This is a genomic window from Kitasatospora sp. NPDC004723, assembly GCF_040609255.1.
Taxonomy (GTDB): domain Bacteria; phylum Actinomycetota; class Actinomycetes; order Streptomycetales; family Streptomycetaceae; genus Kitasatospora.
Genome location: NZ_JBEXJT010000003.1, coordinates 258,448 through 279,723, shown reverse-complemented (window position 1 = coordinate 279,723; position 21,276 = coordinate 258,448). Strand labels below are relative to the sequence as shown.

Sequence of the window (21,276 nt, the reverse complement as noted above, 5' to 3'; positions counted from 1 at the left end):
GGTGTCCCAGCCGTTCGAACTGCCGTCCTTCTACGTGCCGCACCCGGCGCGGCTCAACCCGCATCTCGACCAGGCCCGGGCCCATTCCTCCGGATGGGCCCGGGAGATGGGCATGCTGGAAGGGTCGGGGGTCTGGACGCAAGCGGATCTGGACGCCCACGACTACGGACTGCTCTGCGCCTACACCCACCCCGACGCGTCCGCCGAGGCGCTGGCGCTGGTCACCGACTGGTACGTCTGGGTGTTCTTCTTCGACGACCACTTCCTGGAGGTCTTCAAGCGGACCAACGACCGGGTGGGCGGCAAGGCGTACCTGGACCGGCTGCCGCTGTTCATGCCGGCCGACCCGGACGCGGCCGTGCCCGAGCCCACCAACCCGGTCGAGGCCGGGCTCGCCGACCTGTGGCGGCGGACCGTGCCGGCGATGGGCGAGGACTGGCGGGTGCGGTTCGCGGAGAGCACCCGGAACCTGCTCAACGAGTCGCTCTGGGAGCTCGCCAACATCAACGCGGGCCGGGTCGCCAACCCCGTCGAGTACATCGAGATGCGCCGCAAGGTGGGCGGTGCGCCCTGGTCGGCCGGGTTGATCGAGTACGCGGCCGGGGCGGAGGTGCCGGCGGCGGTGTCCGGCTCGCGGCCGCTGCGGGTGCTGATGGACGCCTTCTCGGACGGCGTCCACCTGCGCAACGACCTGTTCTCGTACCAGCGCGAGGTGGAGGACGAGGGCGAGCTCAGCAACGGCGTCCTGGTGCTGGAGAAGTTCCTGGAGTGCACGACGCAGGAGGCGGCCGAGGCCGTCAACGACCTGCTCACCTCGCGCCTCCAGCAGTTCGAGAACACCGTCGTCACCGAGCTGCCGCAGCTGTTCACGGACACCGGGCTGGACCCGGAGGGCTGCGCCGGGGTGCTGGCCTACGTGAAGGGGCTGCAGGACTGGCAGGCCGGCGGGCACGAGTGGCACCTGCGGTCCAGCCGGTACATGAACGACGGCGGGGCGGCGGCGGACGCGTCGGGCACGGCGGGGGCGGGCGGGGCCACCTGGTGGGACCCGTTCGCGATCGGCGGGGTCGGCACCTCGGCGCTGGACGTGCTGAAGTCGAACGGCGCCCTGGACGACCTGGCCGACGAGCTGGGCTCGTTGAGCCGGTCCGGGCCGGTGACGAAGGCCTGGGCGCCGACCGTCGGGGAGTCGCCGGTGGCCGCGCTGCTGGGGGCGCTCGGGATCGGGGCTCCCGGGGCCCTCGGGCTGGGGGCGACGGGTTCGGGCGCGTCGCTGGAGTCGCCCGGGACCGGTCCGGTCGGGGGTTCGCGCGGGGACGTCGACCCCGGGGTGCGGCGGGCGCGGTCGCACGCGCACGTGCCGTTCCAGGCCGTCGGGCCGTCGCAACTGCCCGAGTTCCGGCTGCCGTTCAAGGTCCAGCTGAGCCCCTACCTGGAGTCCTCGCGACTGCACACCCTCGACTGGGCGGGCCGGACGGGCCTGCTGGAGATCCGGCCGGACGACCCGACCGCGGGTGTGTGGACCGCCGAGAGCATGGCCGACTACGACCTGGCGCTCTGCGCGGCCGGCATCCACCCGGACGCCAGCTCCGACCAACTCGACCTCACCACCGACTGGTTGGCCTGGGGCACGTACGCGGACGACTACTTCCCGGTGGCGTTCGGCCGGACCGGCGACCTGGCCGGCGCCAAGGCCGCGCACGAGCGGTTCCAGCTGCTCATGCCGGTCGACGGTGAGCCGGGGGCGGAGCCGCTCACCGCGCTGGAGCGCGGGCTGGCCGACCTCTGGGAGCGGACCGCCGGGCCGATGACCACCGAGGCGCGCGGCAAGCTGCGCGAGGCCGTCGTCACGATGACGCTGAGCTGGATCTGGGAGCTCAACAACCAGGTGCAGAACCGGATCCCGGACCCGGTCGACTACCTGGAGATGCGCCGGGCCACCTTCGGCTCCGAGCTCACGATGAGCCTCGCCCGGCTGGCGCACGGGGCCGTCGTACCGGCCGGGGTCTACGTCAGCGGCCCGATGCGTTCGCTGGAGAACGCGGCCGCCGACTACGCCTGCATGATGAACGACCTGTTCTCGTACCAGAAGGAGATCGAGTTCGAGGGCGAGGTGCACAACGCCGTCCTGGTGGTGCAGAACTTCTTCAACTGCGACTACCCGGCGGCGGTGCGGATCGTCGACGACCTCATGCACGCGCGGCTCGACCAGTTCCGGCACGTGGCGGCCGAGGAGTTCCCGGTGCTGTTCGAGGACTTCGCGCTGGACGGGCCGGCGCGGGCGGTGATCGCGGGGTACGTCAAGGAACTGGAGAACTGGCTCGCCGGGATCCTGGGCTGGCACGAGGGCTGCCGGCGGTACCGCGAGGAGGACCTGCTGCGGCACTTCGGGCGGGAGGCGGCCGAGGCGCCGGGCACCGTCGCGGAGGAGGCCGTCGAGCCGGGCGGCGGGGTGCCGGGCGCGCTGCTGGTGCGGCCGACCGGACTGGGGACGTCGGCGGCCACGCCGGCGGGCGCGATCGGCCGGGTGGCGGTCGGGTAGCGAACCGGCCCGGCGGTCGGCCGGGCAGCCGGTCGGCCGGAGGGTGCGCGGCGGTCCGTCGGGGGTTCCGGCCCCGACGGGCCGCCGTTGTGCCGCGCTGCGCGCGCGGACGGGCGGCGGACTGGCTAGGGTGGCGAAACGGGGCGGATCGTCACATACGAGAGGGCTTCGTCATGGCTGTGCCACCCGAGGGAACGCCCTGCTGGGCCGACGCGATGTTCGCCGACCTGGAGGGCGCCAAGGCGTTCTACGGCGACGTGCTCGGCTGGACCTTCGGCGAGTCCTCCTCCGAGTACGGCAACTACACCCAGGCCTACTCCGACGGCAAGGCGGTCGCCGCGATCGTCCCGCCGATGCCGAACCAGGAGGGCGAGGCGGTCTCCGCCTGGTGCCTCTACCTCGCCTCGCCCGACGCCGCCGGCACCGCCGAGAAGATCCGCGGCAACGGCGGCGAGGTGCTGATGGGCCCGATGGCGGTCGGCGAGTTCGGCTCGATGGTGATCGCCAAGGACCCGGCGGGCGTCGTCTTCGGCGTCTGGCAGGCCGGCACCCACGAGGGCTTCGAGAAGCAGGGCGCGCCGGGTGCCTACACCTGGGCCGAGGTGATCACCCGCGACGGGGCCGCCGCGGACGGCTTCTTCCCCGCCGTCTTCCCGTACGCCGTGAAGCGGATGGACTCCGGGCAGGTCGACTACAAGATCTTCCACGTCCGGGAGCAACCGGTGCTCGGCCGGATGCAGGCGGGCCCGAAGGACCTGCCGCCCGAGGCGCCGAACTACGTCAGCGTGTACTTCGCGGTGGACGACTGCGACGCGACGATCGCCAAGATCACCGAGCGGGGCGGGAAGCTGTACTTCGGCCCGATGGACAGCCCGTTCGGCCGGTTCGCGGCCGTCGGCGACCAGCAGGGGGCGGCGTTCGGCGTGATCGACCTCGGGAAGACGTCCGGGGACGTGCCGGGCCTGGTGGCGGAGTGACCTCCGGCGGTGCCGTGCCGCACGGCGAGCGGGCCGACCTGCTGCAGACGCTGGACAAGCACCGGGGCTTCCTGCGGCACACCGTCCGCGACCTCACCGACGAGCAGGCCGCGCTGCGCACCACGGTCAGCGAGCTGTGCCTGGGCGGGCTGATCAAGCACGTCAGCGGGACGGAGGCGCGCTGGATGCGGTTCGTGGTGGGCGGCGCGGAGGCGATGAGGGCCGAACCGGGCGGACGGGCGGACTGGCAGGCGCAGTTCCGGATGGCCGAGGGCGAGACCCTGGCCGGGCTGCTCGCCGGCTACGAGCGGGTGGCCGCCGAGACGGACGCGCTGGTGGCGAGCCTGCCGGACCTCGACCGGGTCCATGCGCTGCCGCAGGCGCCGTGGTTCGAGCCCGGGGCCGTCTGGTCGGTGCGGCGGGTGCTGCTGCACGTCATCGCCGAGACGGCGCAGCACGCCGGGCACGCCGACATCATCCGGGAGGCGCTGGACGGGGCGAAGACGATGGGCTGAGCAGGGGACGTGGAGGGTTCGAGGGCCCGGCGCGGCTCGGCCGCTCAGAGCGTGACGCCGAGGAGGTCGCGCAGGGCGCGGTCGCCGTCCGGGGTCACCCGCAGGGCGCGGCCGGAGCCGATCCGCTCGACCCAGGCCCGGTCCAGCGCCGTCCGGCAGAGCACCGCGCCGAACGCGCCGCCCAGATGGCTGCGCCGCTCCGTCCAGTCCAGGCAGGTGCGGACCACCGGACGGCCGCCGGAGCGTCCGGCCCGGGGCGGCAGTTCCACGCCCAGGTCGGCCAGCCAGGACCGGCCGCGGTCGGTGAGAGTAGGGCCGTCCTCGTCCGCCACCAGGCCGCGGGCGAGGGCGGCGTCGCGGACGGCCACGCCCAGGCGGCCGGCCAGGTGGTCGTAGCAGGTGCGGGCGCGGGCCTCGGCGCTGGTCCGGGTGGCCTCGCGCAGGGAGCCGGGGACGGGGGAGGAGGGCCGCTCTCCCGGTCCGGCCGGGAGCGGGAAGGACGCCAGGTCCTCGATCAGGGTGGCGGCCTGCGGGCCGGCCAGCCGGACGTACCGGTGCCGGCCCTGGCGGTCCTCGGCCAGCAGACCGCCGGCGATCAGCCGGGACAGGTGCTCGCTCGCCGTGGACGGCGCCACCCCGGCGTGCCGGGCCAGCTCACCGGCGGTCCAGGCGCGGCCGTCGAGCAGGGCCGTGCAGAACGCGGCGCGGGTCGGATCGGCGAGCAGAGCGGCGAGGTGGGCGAGGGACATGGGTCCATGGTGCCGCGGACACGGTTCGGCGGAGGCCGAAACGTTTCGGTCCTAGCGTGGCGGACATGGCCGATCCCACCGCTTCCGCCGCCGTTGCCGTGCTCTCCTTCACCCGGTACGAGGACGTGACCGCCGCGCTCGCCGATCCGGCGCTGGTGCCGCCGCCCGCCGAGTCCGGGCCGGTCGGCGGCATGGCCTGGCTGCGCGCCACGGTGGCCCGGTTCAGCACGGGCGAGCGGCACGCCGTCCGGCGGGCCTTCGTCGAGGCGGACCTCGCCGGGCTCGACCCGGACGCGCTGCGCCTGGCCGCGGCGGCCGGGTTCGAGGCGGACGTCCGGGGGCGGGCGGTCCGGGTCCTCGCGCACGCGCTCGGGCTGGCGGAGCCGGAGGCGGTGGCGCGGGCCGTCGGGGTGGTCGCGCGGTCGTACTTCGTGGAGCGGCCCGAGGACCCGGAGGCCGACGCGGCGGTCGCCTGGCTGCTGCCCCGGATGCTCCCGGGGAGCGAACACGCGGGGGACGCCGAGGACGCCGAGGACGCCGAGGACGCCGAGGACGCCGAGGACGCCGAGGACGCCGAGGACGCCGAGGACGCCGAGGGCGTGGAACGCGCGGCCAACCGGATCGGACTGCTCGTCCAGGCCTGCGACGCCACCGCCACCCTGGTGGAGCACGCGCGGGCGGCCGGGGCCGGGAGGGCGGATCCGCTCGGCGCCGCGCTGCGGCACGACCCGCCCGTGCGGACGATGCGCCGCCGCGCCGCCCGGCCGACCGAGGTGGGCGGGGTGCCCGTGCCGGCCGGGGCGGACGTGCTGCTCGACGTCGCCGCCGCCCAGGCCGACCGCCCCGACCTGCCGCCGCTGACCTTCGGCGCCCCGCCGAGACTCTGCCCCGGCCGGACGCACGCGCTCGCCGTGGCGGCCGGCATCCTGCACGGCGCCTCGGCCGTCCCGCCGGCCGACGGTGGGGCGTCCGACGGTGGGGCGTCCGAGGGCGAGGCTTCGGCGGCCGGGGCGTTCGCGGCCGAGCCCGTTCCGGCCACCGACGACCGCGACCCCGTGGGGCTCGTGCCCGCCATGGTCGAGCACGTGCTCGCCCTCGCCGAGACGTGGACCGGGTGGGACGGCCGCCCGGTCACCGCCGACGGCCGGACGTACACCCCGCACAAGGCGATCCGCCGGGTCACCGACCATCTCCTCGACCACCTGGCGGAGTTGGAGGCCCGGCTGGCCGGTGAACCGACCCGGCCCGACCACTGGCACGCCTCCGCCGTCACCACCCCCGCCGACCTCGCGCCGTTCACCCCGGCCGACCTGGACGAGGCCCGCAGCCGGCTCACCCGGCTCGCCCGGATCTGGTCCGCCCGCCTCGCCGCGCTCGACCCCGACCAGCTCGACCGCTCGCCCGGAACCGGCTGGTCGTTCCGCCGGATCGCCTTCCACGTCGCCGAGTCCGCGTACTACGCGAACGCCGTCGGCGACCTCCGCCCGCACGAGAGGACCACGCCCCGATGAGCCGCGCCCTGCTGAGCCCCGCCCCGATGAACCACGTCCTGCTGGACACCCCGTTCGCCGCCCTGCACCGCCGCCCCGGCGAGCCGCTGCTGCTCCCCAACGCCTGGGACCACGCCTCCGCCGCCGTTCTCGCCGAGCAGGGCTTCGAGGCCGTCGGCACCACCAGCCTCGGCGTCGCGGCGGCGGCCGGGCTGCCCGACGGCGCCGCGGCCACCCGGGACGAGACGCTCCGACTGGCCCGCAGGCTCGGCCGTTCCGGGCGCTACCTGCTCTCCGTCGACGTGGAGAACGGCTTCAGCGACGATCCGGCCGAAGTCGCCGCGTACGCCGTCGAGTTGGTGGAGGCCGGGGTCGTCGGCATCAACCTGGAGGACGGTCGCCCGGACGGCACGCTCACCCCGACCGCGGTGCACGCCGCCAAGATCGCCGCGATCAAGGCCGCCGTCCCGGCCCTGTTCGTCAACGCCCGCACCGACTCCCACTGGCTGGCCCTGTCCGGCCCCGCCGAGGAGACCGACCGCCGTCTCGACGCCTACCAACTGGCGGGCGCCGACGGCCTGTTCGTCCCCGGCCTGACCGATCCGGCGGCCATCGAGCGGCTCTGCGCCGGCCTCGCCCGGCCGCTGAACATCCTCTGGACCCCGACCGGCCCCACCCTCCCCGAACTCGCGGCGCTCGGCGTCGCCCGGGTCAGCCTGGGCTCGTACCTCTACCGCACCGGCCTCGCCGCCGCCGTCTCGACGGCCCTCGCCATCCGCTCCGGGACCTCGGCGGTGCACGCCTCCGGCGGCACCCCCGGCTACGCCGCCGTCCAGGCCCTGTACGCCGACGGGCGGTAGCGGCGGGCGGCAGGGGCGGGCGGTAGCGGGGGCGATCGGCCGGGGTCAGCCGTTGGTCAGGTACCGGCGGCCCGGTATCTGCTCGAAGATCAGGTTGGTCCGGGTCTGCGCCACCGCGGGGTGGGTGGTGAGGTGGTCCACGACGAAGTCGCGCAGCTCCTCCGGGCCGGCCACGCCGACGTGCAGCAGGTAGTCGTCGGACCCGGCCATGTGGAACACCGCGAGCACACCCGGCAGGTCGGGGGCGGTGCTCCGGAAGCTCTCGTTCTGTTCGCGGGTGTGCGCCCGGAGCCGTACCGAGATCATCGCCTGCAGCGGCAGCCCGATCGCCGCGGGGTCGATCTCGGTACGGAAGGCGCGGATGACGCCGCGCTCGCGCAGCGCGCGCACCCGCGCCAGACAGGTCGAGGGCGCGATGCCGACGGACTCGGCGAGCGCGTTGTTGGGCGTGCGGGCGTTCTTGGCGAGGACGCGCAGGATCGCGCGGTCGATGTCGTCGATGGGCGCCCGGTGGGCCTGCGGAAAATTCGGCACGCGGGTCAGAGTCCCCGACCGGGTCGCAGATCCGCAAGGCAAGGGTGCCTGTTTCCGAATCTTCTGCGGAACGCTTTCGCTCGAATGGTGGAAAGTTCCATCCTTTCGAGTGAGCGGCCCTGGGCCGACCCCGTCCCCAGTGAACCCGGAGCGCCGCACCCATGAGCCCGACCACCGCCCCCGTCGTGCCGGTCCGTACCGCCGCCGCCCCGGTGCACATCGACGCGGAGCCCGAGAGCGGGGACTTCGCGATACCCGCCGAAGGCCTCACCGACGGCGAGCGGCTGCGCGCCCTCGACCGGATGGACGGGTACCTGACGCGCAAGCGCCGGCACCTGGTCGGCTACCAGGCCACCCAGGAGCTCGCGGGCAGCGCCCTCGACCTCGCCCGCTTCATGCTGAGCAACATCAACAACCTCGGCGACCCGTTCCAGAGCGGCGGCTACAAGCCCAACACCAAGATCGTCGAGCGCGCGGTGCTCGACTACTACGCGCGACTCTGGCACGCCGGGCGCTCCTACGACCCGGCCGACCCCGAGTCGTACTGGGGCTACATGCTCTCCATGGGCTCCACCGAGGGCAACATGTACGCCCTCTGGAACGCCCGCGACTACCTGACCCGCCCCGGCGCGCCCCGCCCGGTCGCGTTCTACTCGGAGGACACCCACTACTCCTTCGCCAAGGCCGTCCGGGTGCTGGGCGTGGACACCTTCCACGCGGTGGGCACGGCGGACTACCCGGGCGAGTGCCCGCTCGGCGGCGACTGGCCCGCCGAGGTGCCCTCGCTGCCCGGGCCGTCCGGCCACTCCTGGGACGGGCCCGGCGCCGTCGACGTGGACGCGCTGGCGGTCCTGGTGGAGTTCTTCGCGGCCAAGGGCCACCCGATCTTCGTCAACTTCAACCTGGGAAGCACGTTCAAGGGCGCCCACGACGACGTCCGGGGCGCGTGCGAGCGGCTGCTGCCGGTCTTCGAGCGCCACGGTCTGCTGCCCGCCGGCGGCGGTGACGAGCGCCGGGGCTTCTGGATCCACGTCGACGGCGCGCTCGGCGCCGGGTACGCCCCCTTCCTGCGGATGGCGGCCGACGACCCGGCGGCGTACGGCTGGGCGCCCGAACCCGCCACCGGGACACCCGAGTTCGACTTCGGCCTCACCCTTCCGAACCGGACCGGCGAGGACGTCGACCTCGTCGCGTCGATCGCGATGAGCGGCCACAAGTGGGCCGGCGTGCCGTGGCCCTGCGGCGTCTTCATGACGAAGGCCAAGTACCAGCTCGAACCGCCGACCCGGCCCGAGTACATCGGCGCGCCGGACAGCACCTTCGCCGGCTCCCGCAACGGCTTCTCCCCGCTGGTGCTCTGGGACCACCTCTCCCGGCACTCCTACCGCGACCAGGTCGAGCGGATCCGCCGCTCCCAGGAGCTGGCCGGCTACCTGGAGCGCCGGCTCCACGAGCTGGAGGCGGAGACCGGCGTCGAACTCTGGCCGGCCCGCACCCCCGGCGCGATCACCGTGCGGTTCCGCAAGCCCAGTGCCGACCTGGTCGCCAAGTGGTCGCTGTCCTGCGAGAACGTCCTGACCACCCCCGGCGACCCGACGACCCTGCGCGGCTACGTGCACGTCTTCCTGATGCCCTCGGTGGACCGCGCCAAGCTGGACGCCCTGCTGTCCGACCTCGCCCGCGACCCGGTCATCCTCGCCACCCCGGCCTGACCGGCACCCGCTGGGCCAGCACGTCGGCCCCTGCCGCCCGGTCCGTCAGCCGCCTGGACCGGGGGAGTCCATGAGGCGGGACTCCCAGGCCCAGGCGGCGATCTCGACGCGGTTGCGGAGGCCGAGCTTGCTCTGGACGGTCGCCAGGTGGCTCTTGACGGTGCTGAGGGTGATGAAGAGGGCGGCGGCGATCTCCTGGTTGGTGCGGCCGCGGGCGATGGCGCGGATGACCTCGGTCTCGCGCGGGGAGAGCGGCTGGGCGGGGCGGGCGACCGGCGCCGGGCGGGTCGGGGCGAGGTCGCGCAGCAGGCGCAGGGTGATGGCGGGGGAGAGCAGGGCCTCGCCGGCGTGGGCGGCGCGGACGGCCTCGACGAGCAGCGCGGGGGCGGCGCCCTTGAGGACGAAGCCGACCGCGCCGGCGCGCAGCGCGCCGTGGACGTACTCGTCCAGGTCGAAGGTGGTGACGACGACCACCCGCAGCGGGTCGGCGACGCCGGGCCCGGAGAGGGCGCGGGTGACGTCGATGCCGTCGAGGCCGGGCATGCGGATGTCGACCAGGCAGACGTCGGGCCGTAGCCGGCGGGCGAGTTCGACGGCGGTGGCGCCGTCGGCGGCCTCGCCGACCACGGTGATGTCGTCCTGGTCCTCCAGGATGAGCCGCAGGCCGCCGCGGATCATCGCCTGGTCGTCGGCGAGCAGGACGCGGATGCTCAACGGGCCCCCTTCCCGGGGAGCGGCAGAGCGGCGCGGACCGACCAGCCGGTGTCCGGGCGCGGTCCTGCGGAGAGCCGGCCGCCGAGTGCCTCGACGCGTTCGCGCATGCCGATGAGGCCGTAGCCGCCGGGCTGCTTGTGCGGCCGGGCGCGGCCGGGCGCGGCGTCGTCGGTGACCGTGACGGTGAGGGTGTCCGCTCCGTGCGCGATGTCGACGGTGGCGGCGCGCGCGTGTGCGGCGTGGCGGGCGATGTTGGTGAGGGACTCCTGGACGATCCGGTGGACGGTGGTGGCCACCTCGGGCGGCCAGGGGGCCGGCTCGGCGGGCAGCCGCAGCTCCACCGCGGGGCCGTGGCCGTCGAACCGCTCGACGAGACCGGCCAGTTGCTCGGGCCCGGGGACGGCGGGGGCGGTGCTGGCGACGTCCTCGGTGTCGCGCAGCAGGCCGACCACCCGGCGCATCGAGGCGAGCGCCTCGCCGCCGGCGTCCTCGATCCCGGCGAGGGTGGCGTCCAGACCTCCGGGCTGCCGCCGGGCCATGATCCTGGCGGCCTGGGCCTGGACGACGACGCCGGTGATGTGATGGGCGACCACGTCGTGCAACTCCCGTGCCAGGGCTAGGCGTTCCTCCCGGCGAACGGCCTCGACGGCGGCCCGGCGACGGTGGTCGAGCAGACGCAGGCCGAGCCCGGCCGCGAGCGCGAGGATCCAGACCTCGATCCCGACCCGGAACGGCGTGCCCGGCCCCTCGACGGTCAGCAGTCCGGCCGCCATCAGGGCCAGCCCGGCCACCGCGACCGCGGCCGCCTGCCACCGGGCGAGCGTCCGCACGGCCGCGCCGCCGAGGACGAGCAGTCCCAGGACGGCGGCGGCCCCCGGTTCGCCGGGCAGGTGGGCGAGCCGGGCGGTCACCGCCGCGGCGCCCGCGAGCGCCAGCCCGAGGGCGGCGGCCCAGCCCGGGTGGCGCCGGCGGCCGAGCGCGACCAGGCAGACGGCGGTGCCCGTCGCCGTGTCGAAGGCCCAGACCCGGCCCTGGGCGGCGTACTGGACGGCCATGACGACCAGGGCCAGGGTGAACAGCACCGCCAGTGCCGCGTCGACCCATGCCGTCGAACGCTTCGCTGAACTCACCCGGCTCACGCTAGGGGATCCGGGGCCGGCGCCGAACCGGCCGAAAGTACGACTCGGCGGGCGCGGACCGTCCCTTCGGCCGCTGCGGCGGGCGGCGGCGGTTGCCCAGGCTGGGGCGCATGGTTGATCTCAGTTCCGCACCCACCCTGCTCGCCGACCTGCTGGCGGTCCGACCCGAGAAGACCGAGCGCAGTCCGCTGCTCTACGCATGGTGGGCGCTCAATCTGGCCGTCCTGGTCGCGGCCGGCTACGGCCTGTTCCGCCTCGTCCGGTCCTGGCGCGGCAAGCGCGCGCGGCGCGGCTGACCGGGGGAGCACCATGACACCGGTACTGGAAACCGTGCGGCTGGGCAAGCGGTACGGCCGCCACCACGCGCTCGTCGACGTCGACCTGAACGTCCCGCCGGGCCGGGTGACCGGACTCGTCGGCCCGAACGGCGCCGGCAAGTCGACCCTGCTGCAGCTGGCCTGCGGACTGACCGCCCCCAGCTCGGGCACGATCCGGGTGCTGGGCGCTCCGCCCGCCGCCGGGCCCGCCCACTTGGCCAGGGTCGGCTTCGTCGCGCAGGACACCCCGGTCTACGCCGACCTCTCCGTCGCCGACCACCTGCGCCTGGGCGCCCGGCTCAACCCCGGCTGGGACGAGGCGCTCGCCCGCCGCCGGCTCGCCCGGTCCGGCCTCGACCCCCGGCGCAGGGCCGGCCGGCTCTCCGGCGGCCAGCGGGCGCAGCTCGCGCTGACCGTCGCCGCCGCCAAGCGGCCCGAGCTGCTGATCTTCGACGAGCCCGCGGCGGCCCTGGACCCGCTGGCCCGGCACGCCTTCCTGGACCACCTGCTGGAGTCGGTGGGCGAACTGGGCGCGGCCGCCGTGCTCTCCTCGCACGCGCTGCCGGACGTGGCGCGGGTGTGCGACCACCTGATCGTGCTGGCCGACGGGCGGGTCCAACTGGCCGGTGACGTGGCCGACCTGCTGGCGGGTCACGTCCTGGTCGTCGGCCGGCGCCGGGACCTCGCGGCGCTGCCCGCCGGGGCGGAGGTGATCGCGCCCGTCGAACCCGCCCCGGACGACGTCACCGCCGGGCCCGTCACCGCGGTGGTGCGGGCCGACCGCTCGCTGCTGGCCGGCGGTCCCTGGACGGTGACGGACGTCGGACTCGAAGAGCTCGTCCTCGCCCACCTCGGCCGGGCCGCCGGCGCCACCACCCCGACCTCCGTGGAGGACCACCGATGATCTGGCTGACCTGGCGCCAGTTCCGCGCCCAGGCGCTCGTGGGGCTGGCCGCCCTGCTGCTCCTGGCCGGCTACCTCGTCGTGCTCGGCACGCAGATCCACGACGCCCACGCCGACACCCTCGCGCACTGCGCGGGCGGTCGCGCCGACTGCGCCGGACCGCTCGGTGCCTTCGCCGACCGCTACCGCCTGCGGGCCGATCTGCTCGGCTACCTGCTGCTCGCCGTCCCCGGCGCGATCGGCGTGTTCTGGGGCGCCCCGCTGGTCGCCCGGGAGCTGGAGGCCGGCACGCACCGGCTGGTGTGGAACCAGAGCGTCACCCGCGGCCGGTGGCTGGCGGTCAAGCTCGGCCTGGTCGGCCTGGCGGGCGTCGCCGCCGCCGGCCTGTACAGCCTGCTGCTCACCTGGGCGACCGGCCCGGTGACCGCCGTCCTCGGCAACCGCTTCGAACCGGTGCTCTTCGCCTCGCGCGGCCTCGCCCCGCTGGGCTACGCGGCCTTCGCCGTCGTCCTCGGCGCGACCCTGGGCCTGTTCCTGCGCCGCGCGGTCCCCGCCATGGCGGCCACGCTGGTGGTGTTCGCCGCGCTGCAGATCGCCGTGCCCGCGCTGGTCCGCCCGCACTACCAGCCGCCGGTGCGCACCTCGGTGCCGCTCACCGCCGAGCTGATCGGCCGGCTGACGAAGATCGGCACCTACGGGGACATCGGGGGTCTGCGTGTGCCCGGCGGGCCGTGGGTCGTCGAGACCAGCCCGATGCTCGACGCCGCCGGGCAGGAGGTCGGCCACTCGGCCTGGTTCCAGGACTGCATGGACCGCAGCTCGCTCGCCGAGCTGCCCGGCTGCCTGGCCGGGGGCGGCGTCCACGTCGAGATCGCCGAGCAGCCGGCCGGCCGCTACTGGGACTTCCAGCTCCGGGAGACCGCGCTCTTCGCCGCGCTGACGGCGCTGACGGCCGGCCTCGCGTTCCACCGCGTCCGGCGGCATCCCGTCTGACGGGGGCGGTGGGGGCGGTGGGGGCGGCCTGTGGGCGGCGGAATTCGGTGGCACGGGCGTTGGCGGCATTGTTACGCTCGCCGCTCCGTTCCGTCTGCCACGGGCCGCCGTGCCCTTCGAGAGGGTGTCTTGATGTCCCGGACCGCGCCGAGTGCGCCTCGCCACACAGCCTGACGGATCGTCGTCGAGGCCGCTCGGCCTGCTCTTGCTGTCATCGTTGACCTCCAGCAAGGAGCACCCCGGGTGTCCAGCACCACCAACACCACCAGTAACACCGGTAGCGCCCTGAAGACCGCCACCTTCGGCTGCGCCTGGTGCGGTCTCACCGTGTCCACGTTCGCCGCCGACGGCGCGCGGCGCAACCACTGCCCGTCCTGCCTGCACTCGCAGCACGTCCTCGACCACGTCGAGGGCGGCCCGAGCGCCTGCCACGGGCGGATGTCGCCGATCGCCATCGCCGTGCTGCGCACCGGCGACTGGATGCTCGTCCACCGCTGCGTGCGCTGCGACGAGTTGACGTCCAACCCGGTCTGCCGGGACGACAACCAGCTCATCCTGATGCGCATCGCCGTCCGGCCGCTGGCCCAGCCGCCGTTCCCGCTCGAAGCCTTCGGCTCCCTCTGAACCGCTTGCGCGAGAAGGAGGACCGACCGTGCCACGACAGAGGAACACCAACGGCCACCGCCGCCGGCAGCGCCCCAAGGACGTCCTGCACGCCCGGGGCGGGCACCGGGCGCACGACTTCCGGTGCGTCGGCTGCCGGCTGGACGTCCCGCTGGACGCCCCCGGCACCGCGCACCGCAACCACTGCCCGAACTGCCTGGCCAGCCTGCACGTCGACCGCCGGATCCCCGGCGACCGAGCCGCCGACTGCCGCAGGCGGATGGAGGCACTGGGTCTCGCCGTCCGCGCGGACGGCGAGTGGATGATCGTCCACCAGTGCCTGTCCTGCGGGGAGTTGAGCACCAACCGGACCGCCGGTGACGACAACCCGCTGCCGCTGCTGCGGCTCGCGCTGCAACCGCTGCGGGACGCGGGCTTCGCCCGTCGTACGCTGCTCAGCCTGTGACCCCGCCGGCCTGGTCACCGCCCCCCGCACGGGCGGTGACCAGGCCGGACTCGTAGGCCGCGATGACCGCCTGCGCGCGGTCGCGCACGTCGAGCTTGCCGAACAGACTGGTGATGTGGTTCTTCACGGTGGAGTGGCTGATGTCCATGGAGCGGGCGATCCCCGCGTTGTCGAGTCCGGTGGCCATCAGCCGCCACACCTCCACCTCGCGGGGCGTGAGCTCCCCCGTCGTGACGGCGGGCGGCGGCGGGGCACCGAGCGGCGCGCGGACGTAGGCGGAGATCAGCCGGGTGAGCAGGCGCGGGGCGACCACCGCCTCCCCGGTGTGGACGGTGCGGATCGCCGCGGCGAGGTCCTCCGGCGAGACGTCCTTGGGCAGGAACCCGTGCGCGCCGGCGCGCAGCGCGGCCACCACGTACTCGTCCATGTCGAAGGTGCTGAGCGCGAGGACCCGGCACAACGGCAGGGTGCGGGCCAGCTCCTCGGTCGCGGCGACCCCGTCCAGGACGGGCATCCGGATGTCCATCACCACGACGTCGGGGCGCAGCCGGTGGGCGAGCGCGACGGCCTGCTGCCCGTCCTCGGCCTCGCCGACCACCTCGAAGGCGGGGTCCGGGGAGAGGATCAGCGACAGACCGCGCCGGACCAGCGGCTGGTCGTCCACGATGAGGACCCGGATCCCGGGCGTCGCGGCCGTCACCGGTGGACCGCCTCTCCGTGCTGGACGGCCGCCTCTCCCCGCTGGACGGCCGCCTCGGCGGTCTCCTCCGCCGCCAGCGGCAGCTCGGCCAGCACCGTGAAGCCGCCCTCCGGCCGGGGCCCGGCCACCAGGGTGCCGCCGTGCAGGGCGACCCGCTCGCGCATGCCGATCAGGCCGTAGCCGCCCCGGCCCGGCTCGGGTTCGGTGTCCCGGGGCGGTGCGCCCCCGCCGTCGTCGCTCACCTCGACGGTGATCCCGTCCGCGCGGTACGCCAGCAGGACGGAGGCGCGGGCCGGTCCCGCGTACTTGCGGGCGTTGGTGAGGCCCTCCTGGACGATCCGGAACACCGTCAGCCCGAGCGTCGGCGGCAGCGGACGCGGTGAGCCGTGCACCCGGAGGTCGGTCGGCAGTCCGGCCCGGCGGGACTCCTCCACCAGCCGGCCGAGGTCGTCCGCCCCGGGCTGGGGCGAGACGGGAACGGCGTCCGGGACATCGTCGGCCCGCAGGACGTTCAGCAGCTGGCGCATCTCGCGCAGCGCCAGCCGTCCGGAGGACTCCAGGGTGACCAGGGCCTCCCGGACCACCTCCGGGTTCGCGAGGTTGGCGCGGGCGCCGCCGGCCATCAGCTGCATGGTCGTGATGTGGTGGGCCACGATGTCGTGCAACTCCCGTGCGATGCGGCGGCGTTCCTCGGCCACCGCGCGGTCGGCCAGCAGTCGGCGGTTGGCCTCCACCTCGCGCTGCCAGCGGGCGACCGCGAGGCCGGCGCCGGCCACGATGGCGGAGGACGCGGCGGCGGCGGTGCCCGCCTCCAAGGAGGGCACGCGGAACGCGCTCTGGCCCAGCATCGTCATCAGCGCCGTCGCCGCGGCGGCGCCGGTGACGACCGGCCAGGCGCGGTGCCGGGCGACCGAGTACAGCGCGACCGTCACGACGGTGCCGAAGTGGGTGCCCATCGGGGTCGTCAGGTCGACGGCGGCCTGGAGCGGCAGGACGACGGCGAGCGCCTGGACGGGGTGGCGGCGCCGGGCGAGCAGGGGCAGGCCCGCCAGCGCGAGGAGGACGAAGTCCGGCACGCCGACGCTCCGGGTGCCCGCCACCTCGCTGAGGAGCAGGTGGGCGAGCATGTCCAGGGTGCCGGTGACGACGGCCACCAGGGCGTCGGCCTGGGTCCACGGGAGGCCGCCCGTGCGGTACGTGCGGCTCGTGCGGCTCCGCGGCTTCTCCGGGTGCTGCGGCACCTCGTCCACGACTTCCGCCCCGGGGCGCTGACGCCCGTCCATCCTCGTCCTCCCGGCAGACCAGCGCTGATGCCCCCATTCTGGCACCCGCCCACCCCGCCCCGGATGGTCCCTCCGGCCGAACCCGGGCGGGCCGGAACCAGGAGCACGGTCCTGGTTCCGGGCCGCCGGGGGGACCGGAGGCCCCGGCGCGGATCGTCCGCTGCCCGGACGCCCGGCACCCCCTCCACCTGATGGTCTGGAAGCCGGCCGGGAACCCCCGGCCGGCTTGGCCGACGCTCGCGTCCATCAGCCGGAGGGCACCGTGATCCGCGCACTGACCGGATTCTCCACCAGAAACGCGTGGAAGGTCATCGTCCTCTGGGCGGTCCTGGGGCTCGGGCTGACCGCGCTCGGCCCGATGCTGCTGGGCCGGGTCACCGACGCCCAGACCGCCGGCTTCCTGCCGAAGAGCTACGACTCGGCCGCCGCCCTGCGGATCGCCGAGGAGCAGTTCGGCGTGAAGCCGGACGCCACCACGGTCACGGTGCTGGTCGCCCGGAGCGACGGCAAGGCGCTCACCGACGGCGACCGGCAGCGGATCGAGACCGAGGCGGCGGAGCTCGGCCGGCGCCGGGTCGTCATGCCCAGGGCGGAGGACGAGCCGTCGTTCCTGCTGCCCGACCGCTCCCAGACCCCCCGGGTCGCCCCCGCGATGACGGCGCCCGACCGGAGCTTCGAACTGCTCTCCGTCGAACTGACCGGCAGCACCGTGGACGAGGGCGTCCAGAAGGTCTACCGGGTCTTCCGGGATTCCGCCCGCGCGCAGTTCGCCGACGCCGGGATGCGCACCGGGTTCACCGGCGGCCTCGCCGAGGCCGCCGACAGCGCGGACGACAACCGGACCGCCGCGCTCATCGGCAGCAGCCTGATCATGGCGCTGATCGTCCTGCTCAACGTGCTGGTGTTCCGCAGCGTGCTCGCGGCCGTGCTGCCGCTGCTCGTGGTCGCGCTGGTCGGCGGCGTGGCCGGCGGCGCGGTGGCCGGCGCCGCGGCGCTCACCGGCCTGCGGCTGGACGCCTCCACCCCGAGCCTGATCTCCGTCGTCCTGCTCGGCATCGGCGTCGACTACCTGCTGTTCCTGCTCTTCCGGTTCCGCGAGCACCTGCGCGCCCGGCCCGACCAGCCCGCCCGCGAGGCCGCCGCCGAGGTGTCCGCCCGGGTGGGCACCGCGATCACCTCCGCCGCACTGACCATCGTGGCCGCCTTCGCCACCCTGGGCGTGGCGAGCTTCGGGCAGTTCCGCTCGCTCGGCCCGGCGATCGCCGTCGCCGTCCTCGTCATGCTGCTGGGCAGCCTCACCCTGATGCCGGCCCTGCTCGCCGCCTGCGGCCGCGGGATGTTCTGGCCCTCCCGCAGCCTGGACCGGGAACCGCGCGAGGGCGTGGCCGCCCGCTACGGCGCCTTCGTCGCCCGGCGCCCGGTGGTCCTGCTGCTCGGCTCCGTCGCGCTGCTCGGTGCCCTGACCGCGGGGATGACCGGGATCCGGATGGACTACGGCCAGGGCGGTGGCTCGAAGACGGCGGCCGCGGCCACCGCCGCGGAGATCTCCCGCGCCCTGCCGGCGGGCGTGTCCGATCCGACCACCGTCTACGTCACCGCGCATGACGGCGGCACCCTCGACCCCGCCCGGCTCGACGGCCTCTCCCGCGGCCTGGCGAAGGCCGACGGTGTCGGCCAGGTGGGCGGCACCGTCCTGAACGAGGACCGCCGCGCCGCCCGGATCGACCTCTTCCTCACCGCCGACCCGCAGAGCGCGCGGGCCCGTGAACTGGTGTCCGGCCCGGTCCGCGCCGCCGTCGCCGCCCACACCCCCGCCGGAACGAGCGCCCACGTCGGCGGCACGGCGGCGATCTTCGCCGACGTCTCCGTCGCCGTCGACCACGACCTGAGGGTCGTCTTCCCGGTCGCCGCCGCCCTGATCGCCCTGATCCTGCTGCTCCTGCTGCGCAGCGTGCTCGCCCCGGTGGTGCTGATGCTCGCCGTCGGGCTCGGCTTCGCCGCCACCCTGGGCGCCGCCACCCTGCTGTTCCAGCACGTGCTGGACGAGCCCGGCGTCAACTTCACCCTCCCGCTGGTGCTGTTCCTGTTCGTCGTCGCCCTGGGCACCGACTACAACATCCTCATCACCGACCGGATCCGCGAGGAGATGCACCGGCCCGGCCCGGCCCGCGCCGCCGTGGCCCGCGCCGTGCGCCACACCACGCCCGCCGTCGCCACCGCCGGCCTGGTCCTGGCCGGCTCCTTCGCCACCCTCGCCACCACCCCCGGCAGCGCCCAGATCGCCTTCGCGCTGACGCTCGGCATCCTCCTCTCCGCCGTCGTCCTCTCCCTCGCCCTGGTCCCCGCCCTGGCCACCCTCCTCGGCCGCGCCCTCTGGTGGCCCCTGCGCCCCACCCCGGCCCCCACCCCCACCTCCACCCCGACCCACCCCCCGACCCACGTCCTCACCCCCTGACCGGGCGCCCGCCTGCCCCGAGCGCCCACGGAGGCCCGGCCCCCCACCCCGAGGGCGCCGGGCCTCCGGCCTTCACCGTCACGCGGGGCCGGTGCGGAGCCGCTTCTCGTCGGTCATGCCCGTGAGCCGTTCCCAGAGGCCGGCTTCGGGCATGACCGCGCCCAGCATCGCCAGGACCGTCGGTCCTTGGGGGCTGAACGACCTCGGGCCGCGCCCCGCCCCTCGGACCCGTCATCGGCCGACTTCGATGTGGCCGCCTGCCCGGGCGGCGCGGCCCGACGTGCGCCCGGGGCCGTTCAGCCGAGCAGGAGTTCCGCGGCCGGGGTGTGGTTTCCCGGTCGCGGAGGGGCCGGCCATGGCCGAGGCGGGGTTGCCGGACCGGTGCCGTGCACAATCGGTTCAGCACCCTCAGCGGGCCCAGGTCGACCGGGGGCGCGGTACTCCGCGACCGTCAGGGGCTCAGGGCGCCAGGCCGCCGTCGGAGGCCGACACGACTCCCGACTCGTAGGCGGCGATCACCAACTGGGCGCGGTCGCGGGCGGCCAGCTTGGTGAGGAGACGGCCGATGTGGGTCTTCACCGTGCCCATGCTCAAGTGCAGGCGGGCGGTGATCTCGTGGTTCGACAGGCCCCTCGCGATCAGTTCGAGGACCTCGTGCTCCCGCTCCGTCACCCCCGCCAGCGTGCCCGGGCCGTGGCCCGGGTCACGGCCCGGGCGGCGGGTGAACTCCTCGATCAGCCGGCGGGTCACCGACGGAGCCAGCAGGGACTCGCCGGAGGCGACGACCCGGATTGCCGCCAGCACTTCGGCAGGCGGCGCGTCCTTGAGGAGAAAGCCCGCCGCGCCGGCCCGCAGGGCCGAGTAGACGTACTCGTCGAGGTCGAACGTGGTGAGGATCAGCACTCGGACCCCGGCCGTCTCGGGGGAACCGCAGATCCGCCGGGTCGCCTCGATGCCGTCCATGACGGGCATCCGGACATCCATCAGGACCACGTCCGGTCGGTGCAGGCGGGCCAGTTCGACGGCTTCGGCTCCGTCGCCCGCCTCTCCGACGGCGGTGAGACCGGGCTCGTTCTCGACGAGGATCCGGAAGGAGCCTCGCAGCAACACCTGGTCGTCGACGACGAGCACACGCGTCGCGTCGGTCATGAGGTCCTCCCTGTGCCGTCCTGCGGCAGGCGGGCGGAGACCGCGAAGCCCCCCTCGGAGCGCGGTCCCGCGCTGAACGTCCCGCCGTACATCATCACCCGCTCCCTCATGCCGATCAGGCCGTGCCCTCCGGGTGGTCCGTGGCCCTCACCGCGGCCGTCGTCCGTAACATCGATCCGTACCTCGCGCAGGTCCGCCTCGACCGAGACCCGGCAGTGGGCGGGGGCCGCGTGCTTCACCACGTTGGTGAGAGACTCCTGAACGATCCGGTGGACGGCGACGGCGATGCCGGCGGCCAGGCCTCCATCGGGGACTCGGACAGTCATATCGACCTCCACGCCAGCAAGTTGAGCCTGATCGGCCAGCAGTGGGAGGGCGTCGATGCCGGGCGCCGGGCCCAGCGGGGTGTCGGCGGGGTCCGCGCGTAGTACACCGAGAGCGCGACGCATCTCGGTCATGGCGGCCCGGCTGGTCTGCTCGATGACGAGCAGCGCGTCCACCGCCTCCTCGGGGCGGCGCTGGGCGACGTGCCCGGCGACGCCCGCCTTCACGGCGATCAGGCTGAGGCTGTGCGACACGATGTCGTGCAACTCGCGGGCGATCCGCAACCGCTCGTCGATCACGGCGCGTTCGGTGCGGCGGTTCGTGCGGTCCGCTTCCCTGGCCCGGCGGGTGCGTACGGCGAAGCCCGCAGCCCAGCCTCCGCCCACGACCAGCCAGACGGTGGCGGCGACGCCGGTCGCTCCGCTCCAGGTCTCGGCCGGGGTCACCAGGGCCTCCCCGGTGAGGACGGCGACCGCCGAAGCGGCGAGTGTGGTGGCCAGCAAGGGCACCGAGCGACGCGGGAGTTCGGTGAGGGAGACCGTGTACAGGGTGAGGCCGACCGCGAGGTGGGGCTCGCGCGTGATGTCCAGGAGGGTGGCGGCGACGGCTCCGGCGAGGGCCGTGACCGCGGCCGGTACGGGCCACCGCCGACGGGCCGCCACCGGGAGGCCGACGGCTGCGGCCACGAGCATGCCCGCCCACACCGGCCCGGTGTAGACGGGCTGGGCGTCGCCGTCGGACATCCGGGCGAAGCCGATGTACGCGGCGGTGATCAGGAGCGCGGCGGCCAGGTCTGCCACGAGCAGATGGCCGTCGTGGGGCCGCCGTAGGGGACGCATGGTCCGACCGTA

20 protein-coding genes are annotated in these 21,276 nt (G+C 74.9%); 12 read left to right on the top strand and 8 right to left on the bottom strand.

The annotated features are described in order from the left end of the window. Position 1 precedes the first annotated feature (1 nt). The 3 genes from ABZW10_RS05985 to ABZW10_RS05975 all read left to right on the top strand — a co-directional run bounded on the left by ABZW10_RS05985 (position 2) and on the right by ABZW10_RS05975 (position 4,034). Positions 2-2,542: a terpene synthase family protein gene (locus ABZW10_RS05985; protein ID WP_355360592.1), complete on the top strand. Its 2,541-nt coding sequence runs from the start codon at positions 2-4 to the stop codon at positions 2,540-2,542. Between the two features lie 173 nt (positions 2,543-2,715). Then, the gene (locus ABZW10_RS05980) at positions 2,716-3,519 is read left to right on the top strand and encodes a VOC family protein (RefSeq protein ID WP_355360589.1); all 804 of its coding nucleotides are present in this window, start codon (positions 2,716-2,718) and stop codon (positions 3,517-3,519) included. Then, on the top strand, positions 3,516-4,034 hold the full coding sequence (locus ABZW10_RS05975; protein ID WP_355360586.1) for a DinB family protein: 519 nt from the start codon (positions 3,516-3,518) through the stop codon (positions 4,032-4,034). Before ABZW10_RS05980 ends, ABZW10_RS05975 begins: the two co-directional genes overlap by 4 nt. A gap of 44 nt (positions 4,035-4,078) precedes the next feature. Here ABZW10_RS05975 and ABZW10_RS05970 read toward each other — a convergent pair whose 3' ends face one another. Continuing rightward, complete coding sequence (locus tag ABZW10_RS05970; RefSeq protein WP_355360583.1) at positions 4,079-4,783, bottom strand: winged helix-turn-helix domain-containing protein; 705 nt, start codon at positions 4,781-4,783, stop codon at positions 4,079-4,081. A 65-nt stretch (positions 4,784-4,848) separates the two neighbouring features. Here ABZW10_RS05970 and ABZW10_RS05965 point away from each other — a divergent pair, with 65 nt between their 5' ends. Then, the gene (locus ABZW10_RS05965) at positions 4,849-6,294 is read left to right on the top strand and encodes a hypothetical protein (RefSeq protein ID WP_355360580.1); all 1,446 of its coding nucleotides are present in this window, start codon (positions 4,849-4,851) and stop codon (positions 6,292-6,294) included. Then, on the top strand, positions 6,291-7,133 hold the full coding sequence (locus tag ABZW10_RS05960; protein ID WP_355360577.1) for an isocitrate lyase/phosphoenolpyruvate mutase family protein: 843 nt from the start codon (positions 6,291-6,293) through the stop codon (positions 7,131-7,133). The genes ABZW10_RS05965 and ABZW10_RS05960 overlap by 4 nt, the downstream gene beginning before the upstream one ends. A 45-nt stretch (positions 7,134-7,178) precedes the next feature. On the opposite strand, the gene ABZW10_RS05955 is transcribed toward ABZW10_RS05960, so the two are convergent. Next, positions 7,179-7,667, bottom strand: coding sequence for an Lrp/AsnC family transcriptional regulator (locus tag ABZW10_RS05955; protein WP_355360574.1), 489 nt, complete (start codon positions 7,665-7,667; stop codon positions 7,179-7,181). A gap of 161 nt (positions 7,668-7,828) precedes the next feature. On the opposite strand from ABZW10_RS05955, the gene ABZW10_RS05950 reads away from it, so the two are divergent. Beyond that, a complete protein-coding gene (locus ABZW10_RS05950; protein ID WP_355360571.1) occupies positions 7,829-9,379 on the top strand; it encodes a histidine decarboxylase in 1,551 nt (516 codons plus the stop codon). A 45-nt stretch (positions 9,380-9,424) separates the two neighbouring features. Here ABZW10_RS05950 and ABZW10_RS05945 read toward each other — a convergent pair whose 3' ends face one another. Both ABZW10_RS05945 and ABZW10_RS05940 read right to left on the bottom strand, forming a co-directional pair. After that, the gene (locus ABZW10_RS05945) at positions 9,425-10,093 is read right to left on the bottom strand and encodes a response regulator transcription factor (protein ID WP_355360568.1); all 669 of its coding nucleotides are present in this window, start codon (positions 10,091-10,093) and stop codon (positions 9,425-9,427) included. Beyond that, a complete protein-coding gene (locus ABZW10_RS05940) occupies positions 10,090-11,223 on the bottom strand; it encodes a histidine kinase (protein ID WP_355360565.1) in 1,134 nt (377 codons plus the stop codon). The genes ABZW10_RS05945 and ABZW10_RS05940 overlap by 4 nt, the downstream gene beginning before the upstream one ends. A 119-nt stretch (positions 11,224-11,342) precedes the next feature. Between ABZW10_RS05940 and ABZW10_RS05935 the strand changes: the two genes are divergently transcribed. From ABZW10_RS05935 to ABZW10_RS05915, 5 genes are all read left to right on the top strand, one after another. Next, positions 11,343-11,528, top strand: a complete 186-nt coding sequence (locus ABZW10_RS05935; RefSeq protein WP_355360562.1) for a hypothetical protein — start codon at positions 11,343-11,345, stop codon at positions 11,526-11,528. A gap of 13 nt (positions 11,529-11,541) precedes the next feature. Further along, positions 11,542-12,453, top strand: coding sequence for an ABC transporter ATP-binding protein (locus ABZW10_RS05930; RefSeq protein WP_355360559.1), 912 nt, complete (start codon positions 11,542-11,544; stop codon positions 12,451-12,453). Continuing rightward, a complete protein-coding gene (locus ABZW10_RS05925; RefSeq protein WP_355360556.1) occupies positions 12,450-13,445 on the top strand; it encodes a hypothetical protein in 996 nt (331 codons plus the stop codon). The genes ABZW10_RS05930 and ABZW10_RS05925 overlap by 4 nt, the downstream gene beginning before the upstream one ends. Positions 13,446-13,688: 243 nt before the next feature. Beyond that, positions 13,689-14,069, top strand: a complete 381-nt coding sequence (locus ABZW10_RS05920; protein ID WP_355360553.1) for an RNHCP domain-containing protein — start codon at positions 13,689-13,691, stop codon at positions 14,067-14,069. A gap of 28 nt (positions 14,070-14,097) precedes the next feature. Next, the gene (locus tag ABZW10_RS05915) at positions 14,098-14,514 is read left to right on the top strand and encodes an RNHCP domain-containing protein (RefSeq protein ID WP_355360550.1); all 417 of its coding nucleotides are present in this window, start codon (positions 14,098-14,100) and stop codon (positions 14,512-14,514) included. On the opposite strand, the gene ABZW10_RS05910 is transcribed toward ABZW10_RS05915, so the two are convergent. After that, positions 14,504-15,214, bottom strand: a complete 711-nt coding sequence (locus ABZW10_RS05910; protein WP_355360547.1) for a response regulator transcription factor — start codon at positions 15,212-15,214, stop codon at positions 14,504-14,506. The genes ABZW10_RS05915 and ABZW10_RS05910 overlap by 11 nt on opposite strands. Then, positions 15,211-16,497 carry a sensor histidine kinase gene (locus ABZW10_RS05905; protein ID WP_355360544.1) on the bottom strand — a complete coding sequence of 429 codons (1,287 nt, stop codon included), beginning with the start codon at positions 16,495-16,497 and terminating at the stop codon, positions 15,211-15,213. Before ABZW10_RS05905 ends, ABZW10_RS05910 begins: the two co-directional genes overlap by 4 nt. 262 nt (positions 16,498-16,759) lie before the next feature. Here ABZW10_RS05905 and ABZW10_RS05900 point away from each other — a divergent pair, with 262 nt between their 5' ends. Further along, complete coding sequence (locus ABZW10_RS05900) at positions 16,760-18,952, top strand: MMPL family transporter (protein WP_355360541.1); 2,193 nt, start codon at positions 16,760-16,762, stop codon at positions 18,950-18,952. A 459-nt stretch (positions 18,953-19,411) separates the two neighbouring features. On the opposite strand, the gene ABZW10_RS05895 is transcribed toward ABZW10_RS05900, so the two are convergent. Beyond that, positions 19,412-20,101, bottom strand: a complete 690-nt coding sequence (locus ABZW10_RS05895; RefSeq protein WP_355360538.1) for a response regulator transcription factor — start codon at positions 20,099-20,101, stop codon at positions 19,412-19,414. After that, a complete protein-coding gene (locus ABZW10_RS05890; protein ID WP_355360535.1) occupies positions 20,098-21,264 on the bottom strand; it encodes a sensor histidine kinase in 1,167 nt (388 codons plus the stop codon). The genes ABZW10_RS05895 and ABZW10_RS05890 overlap by 4 nt, the downstream gene beginning before the upstream one ends. Positions 21,265-21,276: the final 12 nt, after the last annotated feature.

Bases quoted from the DNA above. Each gene is read 5' to 3' on its own strand.
- ABZW10_RS05980 (WP_355360589.1), top strand. From the start codon at position 2,716: ATGGCTGTGCCACCCGAGGGAACGCCCTGCTGGGCCGACGCGATGTTC.
- ABZW10_RS05970 (WP_355360583.1), bottom strand. From the start codon at position 4,783: ATGTCCCTCGCCCACCTCGCCGCTCTGCTCGCCGATCCGACCCGCGCC.
- ABZW10_RS05965 (WP_355360580.1), top strand. From the start codon at position 4,849: ATGGCCGATCCCACCGCTTCCGCCGCCGTTGCCGTGCTCTCCTTCACC.
- ABZW10_RS05960 (WP_355360577.1), top strand. From the start codon at position 6,291: ATGAGCCGCGCCCTGCTGAGCCCCGCCCCGATGAACCACGTCCTGCTG.
- ABZW10_RS05950 (WP_355360571.1), top strand. From the start codon at position 7,829: ATGAGCCCGACCACCGCCCCCGTCGTGCCGGTCCGTACCGCCGCCGCC.
- ABZW10_RS05935 (WP_355360562.1), top strand. From the start codon at position 11,343: ATGGTTGATCTCAGTTCCGCACCCACCCTGCTCGCCGACCTGCTGGCG.
- ABZW10_RS05930 (WP_355360559.1), top strand. From the start codon at position 11,542: ATGACACCGGTACTGGAAACCGTGCGGCTGGGCAAGCGGTACGGCCGC.
- ABZW10_RS05925 (WP_355360556.1), top strand. From the start codon at position 12,450: ATGATCTGGCTGACCTGGCGCCAGTTCCGCGCCCAGGCGCTCGTGGGG.
- ABZW10_RS05905 (WP_355360544.1), bottom strand. From the start codon at position 16,497: ATGGACGGGCGTCAGCGCCCCGGGGCGGAAGTCGTGGACGAGGTGCCG.
- ABZW10_RS05895 (WP_355360538.1), bottom strand. From the start codon at position 20,101: ATGACCGACGCGACGCGTGTGCTCGTCGTCGACGACCAGGTGTTGCTG.
- ABZW10_RS05890 (WP_355360535.1), bottom strand. From the start codon at position 21,264: ATGCGTCCCCTACGGCGGCCCCACGACGGCCATCTGCTCGTGGCAGAC.